The organism is Paenibacillus sp. FSL H7-0940 (genome assembly GCF_037979415.1).
GTDB classification, from domain to species: Bacteria; Bacillota; Bacilli; order Paenibacillales; family Paenibacillaceae; genus Paenibacillus; species Paenibacillus amylolyticus.
On the sequence record NZ_CP150280.1, the window covers coordinates 2,392,770 to 2,405,213 of the forward strand.

The 12,444-nt window shown below is 41.9% G+C and carries 14 protein-coding genes; 4 read left to right on the plus strand and 10 right to left on the minus strand.

Annotation, left to right across the window (positions count from 1 at the left end; genetic code table 11):
- Positions 1-19 precede the first annotated feature (19 nt).
- Entirely contained in the window at positions 20-1,000 is a 981-nt protein-coding gene (locus MHB71_RS10480; protein WP_076327636.1) for an aldo/keto reductase, read from the plus strand.
- A gap of 75 nt (positions 1,001-1,075) precedes the next feature.
- Here the strand turns inward: MHB71_RS10480 and MHB71_RS10485 are convergent, their stop codons facing one another.
- The 4 genes from MHB71_RS10485 to MHB71_RS10500 form a co-directional block, all read right to left on the minus strand.
- Positions 1,076-1,447: an iron chaperone gene (locus tag MHB71_RS10485; protein ID WP_047842909.1), complete on the minus strand. Its 372-nt coding sequence runs from the start codon at positions 1,445-1,447 to the stop codon at positions 1,076-1,078.
- A gap of 254 nt (positions 1,448-1,701) precedes the next feature.
- Positions 1,702-2,955 carry a hypothetical protein gene (locus tag MHB71_RS10490; protein ID WP_340029520.1) on the minus strand — a complete coding sequence of 418 codons (1,254 nt, stop codon included), beginning with the start codon at positions 2,953-2,955 and terminating at the stop codon, positions 1,702-1,704.
- Between the two features lie 105 nt (positions 2,956-3,060).
- Positions 3,061-3,534, minus strand: a complete 474-nt coding sequence (locus MHB71_RS10495) for an HIT family protein (RefSeq protein WP_340029521.1) — start codon at positions 3,532-3,534, stop codon at positions 3,061-3,063.
- A gap of 186 nt (positions 3,535-3,720) precedes the next feature.
- Positions 3,721-4,761, minus strand: coding sequence for an NAD(P)-dependent alcohol dehydrogenase (locus MHB71_RS10500; RefSeq protein WP_340029522.1), 1,041 nt, complete (start codon positions 4,759-4,761; stop codon positions 3,721-3,723).
- 193 nt (positions 4,762-4,954) lie between these two features.
- Between MHB71_RS10500 and MHB71_RS10505 the strand changes: the two genes are divergently transcribed.
- Positions 4,955-5,368 (plus strand): MerR family transcriptional regulator, encoded by a 414-nt coding sequence (locus MHB71_RS10505; protein ID WP_017688550.1) that lies wholly within the window; start codon positions 4,955-4,957, stop codon positions 5,366-5,368.
- A 99-nt stretch (positions 5,369-5,467) separates the two neighbouring features.
- Here the strand turns inward: MHB71_RS10505 and MHB71_RS10510 are convergent, their stop codons facing one another.
- Positions 5,468-6,046 carry a TetR/AcrR family transcriptional regulator gene (locus MHB71_RS10510; protein ID WP_340029523.1) on the minus strand — a complete coding sequence of 193 codons (579 nt, stop codon included), beginning with the start codon at positions 6,044-6,046 and terminating at the stop codon, positions 5,468-5,470.
- Positions 6,047-6,347: 301 nt separating this feature from the next.
- On the opposite strand from MHB71_RS10510, the gene MHB71_RS10515 reads away from it, so the two are divergent.
- Complete coding sequence (locus MHB71_RS10515; protein ID WP_340029524.1) at positions 6,348-7,271, plus strand: AraC family transcriptional regulator; 924 nt, start codon at positions 6,348-6,350, stop codon at positions 7,269-7,271.
- A 133-nt stretch (positions 7,272-7,404) separates the two neighbouring features.
- Here MHB71_RS10515 and MHB71_RS10520 read toward each other — a convergent pair whose 3' ends face one another.
- From MHB71_RS10520 to MHB71_RS10540, 5 genes are all read right to left on the minus strand, one after another.
- Complete coding sequence (locus MHB71_RS10520) at positions 7,405-8,427, minus strand: NADH:flavin oxidoreductase/NADH oxidase (RefSeq protein WP_253509499.1); 1,023 nt, start codon at positions 8,425-8,427, stop codon at positions 7,405-7,407.
- A 112-nt stretch (positions 8,428-8,539) separates the two neighbouring features.
- On the minus strand, positions 8,540-8,884 hold the full coding sequence (locus tag MHB71_RS10525) for a rhodanese-like domain-containing protein (protein WP_017688554.1): 345 nt from the start codon (positions 8,882-8,884) through the stop codon (positions 8,540-8,542).
- Between the two features lie 51 nt (positions 8,885-8,935).
- A complete protein-coding gene (locus MHB71_RS10530) occupies positions 8,936-9,580 on the minus strand; it encodes an SDR family oxidoreductase (protein WP_340029525.1) in 645 nt (214 codons plus the stop codon).
- A gap of 137 nt (positions 9,581-9,717) precedes the next feature.
- The gene (locus MHB71_RS10535; protein WP_017688556.1) at positions 9,718-10,143 is read right to left on the minus strand and encodes a MarR family transcriptional regulator; all 426 of its coding nucleotides are present in this window, start codon (positions 10,141-10,143) and stop codon (positions 9,718-9,720) included.
- Positions 10,144-10,329: 186 nt separating this feature from the next.
- A complete protein-coding gene (locus MHB71_RS10540; RefSeq protein ID WP_083684209.1) occupies positions 10,330-11,358 on the minus strand; it encodes an ABC transporter substrate-binding protein in 1,029 nt (342 codons plus the stop codon).
- A gap of 212 nt (positions 11,359-11,570) precedes the next feature.
- Between MHB71_RS10540 and MHB71_RS10545 the strand changes: the two genes are divergently transcribed.
- Positions 11,571-12,383 carry an undecaprenyl-diphosphate phosphatase gene (locus MHB71_RS10545; protein WP_036608062.1) on the plus strand — a complete coding sequence of 271 codons (813 nt, stop codon included), beginning with the start codon at positions 11,571-11,573 and terminating at the stop codon, positions 12,381-12,383.
- The last annotated feature ends 61 nt before the right edge of the window (positions 12,384-12,444 follow it).

Genomic DNA, 12,444 nt, shown 5'->3' on the forward strand with positions numbered 1-12,444 from the left:
GAAAGGATTTGAACATGACATGGAATATACTAAACTTGGTAATACAGGCTTGGACGTATCTCGATTTTGCCTGGGATGTATGGGATTTGGGGATGCCAGTAAATGGGTTCATGAATGGGTACTGAATGAAGAAAATTCTCGCCCGGTGATAAAGAAAGCGCTGGATCTAGGCATTAATTTCTTCGATACAGCGAATGTATACTCTCTGGGTACAAGCGAGGAGTATCTTGGTCGGGCGTTAAAAGATTATGCCAATCGGGATGAGGTTGTCATTGCTACCAAAGTACACGGACAAATGCATCAAGGACCCAACGGTTCTGGTCTTTCCAGAAAAGCCATCCTGAGTGAGATTGATAAAAGCCTGAAACGATTGGAAACCGATTATGTGGATCTCTATATCATTCATCGTTGGGACTACAATACGCCTATTGAAGAAACCATGGAAGCCTTACATGATGTGGTGAAGTCCGGTAAAGTGAGATATATTGGCGCTTCGGCCATGTTTGCATGGCAGTTCCAAAAAGCATTACATGTAGCAGAGAAAAATGGTTGGACCAAGTTTGTCTCCATGCAAAACCACCTGAATCTCATCTACCGTGAAGAGGAACGAGAAATGTTGCCTTTATGCAAGGAAGAAAAGATTGGTGTGACTCCCTACAGTCCTCTTGCTTCAGGCAGGTTAACCCGTGACTGGTCCGTATCAACACTTCGATCCGAGACAGACAAAATTCAGAAATCCAAGTACAATGCGACAAGTGATGCGGATCGGCTTGTTGTTGAACGAGTTGCATCCATTGCAGAAAAATACGGTGTCCCTCGCACACACATTGCACTTGCCTGGTTGCTGCAAAAAGACACTGTAGCGGCACCAATTATCGGTGCCACCAAAATATCGCATCTGGAAGATGCTGTAGGTGCTCTTTCCGTTAAGTTGACCTCAGAAGACGTAACTTTCCTTGAAGAGCCTTATGTACCTCACCCCGTAGTAGGTGCTCAATAATCGCTTTTGCTTAAAATATAGAAGACCTCCTCTTTCCGTATCCGGAAGTTGGGGGTCTTCTTTTTATATCACGATTTATTTTCGCCAGAATGTTGAACATTCTGCCTTATCCGCTATATTGAACTCAATCATTCTCTCAAGTAACGAAAAATCAATCTCCTGTTTCCACTTCATCCGCACCAACTCTTTGGTGTGATCATAACCCGCCTGTGTGATCTCTTCCGAAAAACGATTAATTCCTGCCTTCTCGGGAGCAACAGCCAAGTGTTGCTTGGATACACTAAAGCCAATAATAAAGGTCTCATGGTCGGTAAACATCGGTTGATTCCAGGCTATTTTTTGTTTTAAATTCGGGAATTTTTCAGTGACCCAGTTCAAAACTTCTTCCGTTCGTGCCTGGTGTTCCGGGTTATCGATGCGTGCTATAAATTCTGCAAAGGTCTCCATTAGTTTCCCCCTATAACAAGAAATCTACTACTTATATTGTCCAATTCAATTTTATTCTATCATGAATATCAAATTCAAAAACACCTGTCGGTTGTTTCAATGCAAAAAGAATATGTGATAACAATGACTCTTAATAGTTTTTTTACAATGTTTAAAACAGGATTGAATTGCAAACCTTCATCCAAATAAATATTGAACCTTCATAGAATATAAAAAAAAACCGTTGATTGTTATTATCAACGGTACTACAACTACTATTTAGTTACCTTGTATTTAATCAGATTATATCGGTAGTCGCTAACCATGGTGCGATAGACCACATTTTCGGACGAGTCATAAGCAAAGTTACTCTTATGCACATCATCTAAAACAAAGTATTTACTAAGTATTATGTCTCCATTATCTTTCATTAAGGTATACCTCTCTCCCCATTTGTCATCAATGGTTCCAAAGCTTGTATACTCAATATAGCTATCGTTTCGGTAGGAGCTCATAAAACCATTAAAATTAAGCTCTCCTTCATACGCACGAGAAAACAGCTTTTTGAAGTTATGATCATATAAAGTGATACTGTGTTCAGATTTGTTATCGATTAATAGTTTACTTCCGGTTGAATGCATAGAAATGTTCATGTTTCTATCAAGCACGGTTTCCCATTTGAGTTTACCATTAACTCCATAAGCCATTAATTTCTGTCCACCATATGAATTGGATCTTGCATATTCTACAATTAATGTACCGCCACTTAATTGATGATAACCCGCAACGTAGAATCCACCAAACTTTTTGGAGTTAAATGTAAATAATGGCTTTTTCAAAGAGGTTACATCTTTGAAAACCTCGATTTTATTCTCACCTACAAAATGGAGTACATAACCAGAAGTCAGTACTTGAGTTTTATAACCTAACACAGTTTCGCTTGTCGTTATTCCTTTGGAATTTAATGTGATAAAACGAGACTGATTTTTAAGATAATCTGTTTGTTGTAGAACAATTCCGTTTTTATACGGATAGATATTTGAGAAACTTAAATCCTTCTTCTCGAATAAACGCTTTCCTTTCGAATCCAAACTAAGAATGTTAAATGTTTTCCCGTGATTCGTAGAATACTGATAGAATATACTGCCGCTCTCGTTGTAGAACCAAGCGTGATTCAAAGGGTAAAAAATTTTCACTTTATTTTTTATGTCGTACGCCCAGGCAATTTTCCCTGTCTTATTATTTATCGTGTATAGGCCGAAGTTATTACCAGACAAAGTACCCGGGTTTAGCATGACAAGCTGAGCAGCATGGTTAATACTGTCTTGAGGATTGTATCCTAGTTCAAAGTTCAGATAATTAAATTCTTTAGGAAGAGTATGTACCCAGTCTTGCTGTAGCCCTCCGTGCTCCTCTAAGCTTAATTCGGTAAATTCTGCATACAACTGATTTGTGCTACCTACATACAAAGTTAAAACTACGAAAATTGCTAGCAATCTTTTAGATATCTTACCTTTCAATACTGGCACAGCCCTTCTCTTATCTTATGATTTTTTCGTTACAAAGAATATCCTAATGTAGCTTACTTCTGATCAAATATAACATAGGGTCTCAGATTCATCTCCTTCTAGACCTTAAATGTTTTCCTTTATCCAAGAACGCAACTTATCCGCATAGAGCGAGCGTTCATCTGGATCGGACTGGGAACCATTTGTCAGATACAATTGATCATTCACGTATCTAGGATAAACATGCAGATGATAATGCCACACGTCTTGATTGCCAGCAGGTTCATTATGTTGCCGTGTCGAAATCCCATCACATCCATATGTACTTTTCATTGCAAATGCTGTAAGCTGAGCCGCACGGTGAATTTCAACAGCGTAATCCGCAGGGAGTTCAAAGATGTTCTCGAAATGTTGATTCGGAACAATAAGAACATGTCCTTTATTGTTTGGCCACCATTTGCCCGCTATAAATGCCGTTACCTTTTCATTTTGATAGATGATATCCCTTTGTTTTGTTCCCTGATCAGGTCGCTCGATACCCCAAATACGACAAAATGGACATTCGTAACCTTCCGGCTGATGTGAAAATGATGCTGTCATCTTTCTCATTCCACTCCTTTCATGTTTACTTTACTAGTTATTAGACGCAGGTATCTTCTGTTCGTTGCGAAAAGAGCACGGGTTGTAGAATGATCAGCAATTAACAAACTGAAAAGCAAAAAGCAGCTGACCTTGGCGGCAGCTGCTTTCTACTATCTTTAACTATCATTATTGCACACTTCACAATTACATGGTGCTGATATCAATAACAAAGCGATATTTCACGTCGGAAGCCAGTACACGTTTGTATGCTTCGTCAATCTGGTCAGCGGAGATAACCTCAATGTTAGGCGCAATATCATGTTCTGCACAGAAATCGAGCATTTCCTGCGTCTCACGAATGCCACCAATCATGGAACCTGCGAATGAACGGCGATGGCCGATGAGTGAGAATACGTTAACAGCTAAAGGCTCTGCAGGAGCACCCACGTTCACGAGTGTACCATCCAGTGTGAGCAGTGAGAAATAAGCGTTAATGTCAATATTCGCACTTACCGTGTTAATCATCAGATCAAATGTGCCTGCAAGTTTCTCGAATGTTTCCGGCTCGCTTGTGGCAAAGTAGTGATCTGCACCAAATTGTAGTCCATCTTCTTTTTTGCTCAAGGATTGGGAGAGAACCGTTACTTCGGCACCCATCGCATGCGCAATTTTGACAGCCATATGACCTAGACCACCCATACCTACAACGGCAACTTTTTTACCTGGGCCAGCTCCCCAGTGATGCAGTGGCGAATATGTCGTAATACCGGCACAGAGCAAAGGTGCAGCAGCATCAAGTGCAATGTTATCAGGGATGCGAACGACGAAATTCTCTACGACAACAATATGAGTTGAATATCCACCTTGCGTAGGCTCACCGTATTTGTCTACACCAGCGTAAGTAGGAATATTTCCTTTGAGACAGTATTGCTCTTCACCTTTGCGGCAGTTATCACACTCGCCACAAGAGTCAACCATACATCCGACTCCTACTCGATCACCGACTTTATATTTGGAGACCCCTGTTCCTACATCGGTTACAATCCCGGCAATCTCGTGTCCAGGAACAAGTGGATAATTCACAGGGCCCCATTCACCGTGGGCAGTATGGATGTCAGAATGGCAGATACCGGCATATTTAATCTCGATTAATACATCATTAGTATCCAGATCACGTCGTTTAATTTCAGCACTTCTGAATTGTTGGTCTGGTCCGTCAACGGCTCTGGCTTTAGCTATAATCAATGGGATAACCTCCTAGTAATTTAAAGTTCAAAATAATCTTACCCCCTCTAGTTAACTCTAGGTCAAATGTTTATCTTATTTTTTTTATCTCCAATGTACTTTGACATCCAGTAATCCAACATGTTAGAATTCACTCGGATCAATCCTAGAGCTAACTCGAAGTCTACCCCTAGTAGAAAGGAATTCATTCTAAATGACCTATTCAATCGGTGAAGTTGCCAAAAAATTAGACCTTACGGTATATACATTGCGTTACTACGACAAGGAAGGACTCATGCCTTTTGTGGAACGTACCACGAGTGGAACACGTTTGTTCAAAGACTCCGACATTGACTTTCTAAAGATCATCCAATGTCTGAAGCTGACCGGCATGCCTATTAAAGACATTAAGGACTTTATTGAATGGTGCTCTGAAGGGGACTCCTCGCTGAAGCAAAGATATGACATGTTTACGGAGCGAAAAGCTATTGTGGAAGCACAAATGGAGGAACTAAGAAGAACCATGGAAGTCATCGAGCACAAACGCTCCTACTACGAAACAGCTTTGGAGGCTGGGACCGAAGAGATTCACAAAATTAAACCGATGGAAAATGCCATCACCAATTGATGTTTCATGCTTTCTATTTTCTAAAATTAGCGCACAAAAAAAGTAGCTTGGAGTCCTCTAACGGATTTCAAGCTACTTTTTTGGGTATGTCTCTACTCATCATTTTTCCAAAAGTTTCATCGTTACATTGATAATACGGTTTAATTTTTCTTTATCCGTCGAGGTTCTTGCCATGGCTCTGATGCCGACAGAAATATTGTGCAGGTACTCTGCCATTTCCTTTGCATCATGATCAGAAGAGAATTCTCCCTCCCGCTGCCCCCATTGAATGATCTGCTCGAACATCCGCTCAGCTTCGTTAAACGATTCAAGAGATCGGTTGTCCACTTCCTGATCACGCGCGCCTAGCTCCACGGCGGAGTTCACGATCAAGCATCCCGATGGCGTATCCTCTGCTTCACTGATCATAACATCGAAAATTTTATGCAGTGCTTCCACTGCCGTCTTGGATGCCTTGATTTCTGCGAGTAATGTGGCGCTGATCTTGCCACTATAACGATCCATAGCCTTCAAAAACAGCGTATGTTTATCGTCGAACGTATCATATATACTTCTGCGATGAATGCCCATATGCTCAACCAGATCACTCATCGACGTCTTCTCGTAACCTTGTTCCCAGAAGATCTTCATTGCTTTATCCAATACTTCGTTCACTTCAAACTCTTTACTTCTAGCCATTCGACTTCCCTCCCAAAATCAATCTAACACATCGGGAACGATCAGTAAATAAAAGATGCAGATACCCTTCTCATTCTCATTCTCATTCTCATCTTAGCATGTATTAGCTGAACCGTAAGTGTATATCTTCTGTACTTGTTGTATATCATGACCTGTGTACTTGTGATTATGTAACCAGCAATCAGAATGTCTTATCCATTCACATCAAATGTTTGCCTATTCCTATCCGTTTTCTACCGCCTTCGGTCAATATACGATAGAATGTGATTATTATGTTGTGAGGAAAAAAGGAGAACTTTGCATGTCTGATCAAATACATGAACAACAAAACGAATTAGCCACACTCATTGATCGTTATTCTGACAAGGATGGGGTACATCCTACGGCAATCCCTTCATTATTTCTAATCCGTGAATCGGTCGTTACTGAACCTATATTTAGAGTGAATGAACCATCCTTTTGCATTATCGTTCAGGGTGAGAAAGAGGTCCTGCTGGGACAGGATCGTTTCCGGTATGGTCCAGGAAGTTATATCGTGGCAACCGTTGACTTGCCGGTTAGTGGACAAGTAATCCAAGCCTCGTCTGAGGCTCCCTATCTGGCCCTGAAGCTTGAATTCACATCCAGTGAGATTCTGGAGGTATTGAACCATTCCGATTTCCCAGCAAGACCGCGGAAAACAACGAGACGTGCGATGTTTGTCAGCCAAGCTGAGCCGTCTCTGCTGGATGCAGTCGTCAGGTTAGCCCGTTTGTTGGAAGATCATTCGGAAGATATCCCGCTGCTCGCTCCTTTGTTCAAAAAAGAAATTCTCTATAAAGTTCTGAAAGGCCCACATGGGACTGCCCTGGAACAAGCTACCATGGAGGGCAGCCATACCTATCGAATCAGAGACGTTATTGAATATATTATGAATCACTCTGAGCGGAATTTTCGGGTTGAGGAATTGGCGGATTTGGCAAATATGAGCACTGCCTCGCTGCACAGACACTTTAAAGAAGTGACTGCCATGAGTCCGATTCAGTTTCAAAAACAACTTAGGCTGCAAGAAGCGCGCCGCTTGTTATTATCCAAGTCCACCGATGCAGCAGATGTAGCATTTCAGGTAGGTTACGAGAGCCCTTCCCAATTCAGCCGTGAATATTCTCGCATGTTCGGATTTCCGCCCAGAGAAGATATTAAACGCTTGAGAGGCGGAAGCGATGAGCCAACTACCATCTCTTGACTGGTTACTGGCTAATATCGTTCCTTTACCTTGTATAGTTTAACCTCAAAAAGGACTCCTTCTGTTTTATTAGAGGAGTCCTTTCTTATTTCTGTATTAATGAAGATCATTTAATCGTTAAATTATTAATACATTAAAAACCATTCGTATATTGTTTTGGAACGTCCGTTGTCTTGCGCAAAGCAGACGCAGCTTCCAAGGCCCAGTAAGGATTTCTTAACAACCCTCTTCCGACTGCAACGAGATCAGCTTCTTCATTTCCGATGACTGCATTTGCCAATTTCGGGTCGTCCAGCCTTCCAACAGCAATCACAGGCACATCAAGAGCTTCTTTGATTGCTTTAGCGAGAGGTACTTGATAAGCTGCGTGAGTTCCTGGTCTGCCCGATGCACCAATAGGTCCCTCGCCACCAGATGAGATGTCAAATACGTCAACACCTGCCTCTTTATAAGCCTTGGCAAACTCGGAACTTTCGTTAATGCCATAGCCACCTTCGACGTATTCTTTGGCTGAAATACGCATCATCAAGGGCATATCCTCGGGCATCTCTGCCTTTGCAGCCTGAATGATCTCCCGGCCGAATAACGTTAAATCTTGACCATATTCGTCTTCTCGCTTGTTTGTTAGTGGAGAATGGAACTGATGAATCAGATATCCATGTGCGCCATGAAGCTCAATCGCATCAAAGCCCGCTTTTACAGCACGAGCTACAGCACTCCGGAATTTTTCAACCATTCCTTTTACTTCGTCCGTTGTAAGCGCTCGAGGTTGCTTGGAATTCTCATCAAAGGCGATCGCGGACGGAGCAACTGGAACCTCAGCATCTTCTGCTTTGCGGCCCGCATGAGCAATCTGAATGCCAACCTTGGCGCCATAACTGTGACACGCATCTACGATCCGCTTCAGAGCCGGGATCTGTTCATCTGACCATAACCCAAGATCATAATCTGAGATTCGGCCATCCGGCTCCACATCTGTCATTTCAATGATAATGAGACCTGTTCCTCCCACGGCACGACTTACGTAGTGCATATAATGCCAATCTGTTGCAATACCATCTTTTTGCTCAACTGAATATTGGCACATTGGAGCCATTACAACACGGTTTTTAAGCTCCAGGCTTTTAAAAGAATATGGACTAAACAAATCTGTCATCAAAATAAAACTCCCCTTTTTATGAATCATGTCTAATAAAAATGCATGCGCAAGCATCAAAAAAATGCCTACAATTAATAACTCCGTATGATTTAGAACTCACATATATCTTTTACTTCATCACATAAAGACATTCAAATCCATGCTTTCGCAAAATACGAACAGCCTTTTTGGATTGAAGCATACCAGGTGACATTATAATTACGTTATCTTCTCGAAGAAGGTATTTTTCCCATGTGAAAGCAAGGCGTCCCAATGAGATGTTAATCGTATCCGGAGTAGGATTAGCCATATAATCCGTCGCATCTCGAATATCAATCACTTTATACTGCCGAAAATCACGCTCTTGTCTGAGGAATACTTGATAATCTATATATTCAAGATTGCGTACTGGCCAAAATTGACGTACAACGATGAAGATACCTAATATGAAGGTCAAAAGCATCAACATAATCATTGTATAGCCCTCTCTTAACTCATCAGATATCGTTGAAAATTTTGTTTCGGATCAGAGCCCACTCAATGCCTCAGATATTGTATCCTCACCAGCGATTAGATCAAATGAACGCTTGTAGGTATTCTTCTCACTCAAACTGGCCAAAATCACATGAGCTACATCTTCACGAGCAATGTTACCAGTTGTAATATTCTCAGCAGCAGTAACTCTACCTGTTCCCGGTCCATTCATTAGAATCCCTGGACGTATAATGGTATATGTTAATCCACTGATCTCTAACAATCTATCAGCATAGTGTTTCGCTGCATAATATGGAAGGATGTTATCATGCCAGTTCTCACGATTATTGGCTTGGATCGCACTCACCATGATAAATCGATCAATACCCGCTTTTTGAGCCGCTTCAATGGTTTTCCCGGCACCATCCAGATCAATCAGGAGTGTTTTATCATATCCCGTTGTACCGCCAGAACCAGCCGCAAATACAATGGCATCACAACCCGTTGCAGCAGCTACAAGTGAGTCAACCGTACCTTCCAAGTCGGCAAGCACCGTTTCCACACCCTGTGCTGCAAATGAATCTACCTGTTCTTGTTTTCGTACCATGGCAAGAACGGTGTGTTCTTCACTATTCTTCAAAAGATGAATAAGTTGTTGACCAATCTGTCCATTTGATCCTACAACGAAGACCTTCATGTTCAATACCTCCTTTATACAAAATCACCGCATCCATATTAAATTCATGCGCATGCATTTAATTTAACGGATATATTAATGAGTGTCAAGTCTTCTTATAGGGTAAATGACTACATTACCCTATATTTCCCCTAGCCTTAGAACAATTCTTTAGTGAGGTTCTCTAATCGAGTCTCAAATCCATCCTGTTCCAATTCAGTTTGCAAGACCTGATTAAACGTTTGAAGTGCTTTCTTGTATTTATTCTCTCCAAGCTCCGTAATTCGAGTGTAAATGCCACGCCGGTCATCTTCACATGCATGTCTTTCCAGAGCCCCACAGTCTTTGGCTTCCATCCTAACGACGAGCCTGGAAGTAGCACTTTGGCTCAACCCTACTAGTTCTTGAAGTTGCTGTAGGCGTAATTCCTTACCCTCCGCATTATATATGAAGTTTAATACATAAAATTCCTTCAAAGATAAGTCATATTGTTGAAGCAGAGCTTGTTCCAGCTTCTCGTTCAGATGGGTATGAATGTTAGAGAAAGCCAACCAAACATTCAAACGTTCACTCTTTTGCTGCAATCTAGATCACCCCACTTGATATTTAATGTTCATCAGCTGTTATCCTATTGTATCAAGCTTAATTACATTGGTCAAAACCCATCCAAGTTCGACGTATATAACATTCTAAGCTCATAAGAAGAGCATTTCCCCGTCTTGTAACGACATTTGGAAATGCTCCAGTATTACCATTTATGCAGTCTAATCTTACTTCGCGGTAAGCAGGCTATCGGAAATAAATTGAAGCTGACCTTCCAACGTTAACGGATCGTTGTACGAGTCTGAAGTCGGATCAAGCTGGAACACATGATTTGCCTTCACCGCAGGCAAGTTCTTCCATAATGTATTGTCATATACGATCTTGGGATCGGTTGTATCTCCCGACCACGGGCTGGTGAAGATGATATCCCCCGCATACTCCGGTAATAGTTCCATGGAGATTGAAGCCCATCCAGTTCCGCTGTCAATCGCTTCAGCTTGGGCCTTGGCTGGCGCCTTGAGATCAAACTCCCCGTAAATAATTTCACCACCTCGACCATAGTTATGACCGAATACAAATAATCCTTTGGCGTATGGATTCAGTATGGAAACGGTACGATCGCCTACAGCTTCCTGAACCTTGGGCTTCAGTTCGTTGATCTTCGCTTCCCATTTAGCATTCCAAGCTTTCGCTGCGTCTTCTCTATTGGTGAGCTTACCCATTTCAAGCATTAGATCCTTGAAATTGCGCTTACCATATGCAATCTGTACAACAGGCGCAATCTGCTCCAGCTTGTCGATGCCCTCTGTTCCAGTGTACACGATAAATAAGTCAGGTTTTAAACTGATTAGTTTCTCTGGTGTAGGCTCTTGACCCAGATCACTGGTGCCCGCTGCTGCAAGTTGATCCTTGATATATTTGTTGTTCATCGCTCCTGATAAAGCGCCGACTACCGGTGCATCCAAGGCAACAAAGTAGCCTGTCGAAAATGATGTCAAATCAATAATACGCTTAGGATTCTTCGGTACCTGTACTTCGCCTGCATCCGATTGATATGTAACAAGTTCCTCTTCGGCAGTTGCCGTTGATTCAGCGGAAGAAGCTGAATCCGAGTCCGTCTTGGTTTCTGTCTCCGTAGCCGCATTCGTGCTGTCCCCGTTTGTACTATTGGTCGTAGCAGACTGACCACATGCACTAAGTACAATCAGCAAGATAAGTGCCATCATGATCCATATTGATTTTATCTGTTTACGCAAAATAAACCCACCTTTTCGTTGATATTGATAATCGTTATCAACGATATCATGCTATGCAGGATTTGACAAGCTATGTTTACTTCACCCCCTCTATGAACTCTAACTTGCAAGTCACCAAGTTAAACAGCTATCATCAATAGAGTAAACCATTCACTTTTTTTTTAAAAAAGTGAGTTTTGAAAAGCCAATGAAACGTAATCAAGGAGGACAACATGGAAGAGATTATATTGTGGTTAAAGTATTTGTTTTTAGGTATTGTTCAAGGTGCGACGGAGCCAATCCCCGTCTCCTCAAGCGGTCATCTGATCATCGCCCAGAAACTTATGGGCATCAAGCAGAATGGATTGTCATTTGAGATTTTAACAAACACAGCATCACTTATCGCTATTATTTTTATTTTCCGGGAAGATATTAAAAAGTTGATTATTGGTGCATTAGGTTACCTGCGTACTCGTAAAGAAGAATATCGAGCAGACTTCATGTTTTGCTTATACATAATTATTGGTACGATCCCTGCTGCTGTCGTTGCAGTCCTGTTCAAGGACCGGATTGAAGAAATCTTCTCATCCGTATATACCGTTTCCATCGCGCTATTAATCACCGGGGTTGCCTTGTGGCTTATTCGTAATCTTCGTGGTCGCAAGCAAGACGGTGATCTGTCTACGAAAGATGCATTGTTGGTAGGTCTGGCTCAGGCGGTCGCTCTTATTCCGGGGATTAGCCGCTCAGGGGCAACTGTAATTGCGTCCATCGCTGTTGGCATGAAACAGGAAACAGCTTTGAAGTTCTCCTTTATGCTGTACATTCCCATCAGTATTGGCGGACTTATCATGGGGGTATCCGACATTGCCAATGATCCGAATCGATCACAACTGGCTATCCCTTATCTGATCGCATTCATCACGACACTCTTTGTCACGTATTTCTCCATGAGATGGTTTATGGGCATTATGGCCAAAGGCAATCTGAAATACTTTTCGTATTACTGTTTTGCTGCAGGAACATTGTTACTGATCTTCTTATAAAAAATAGTCCACACACCAAAAGGAACAACCAGCGATGGTTGTTCCTTTGTTGTATAGTGGC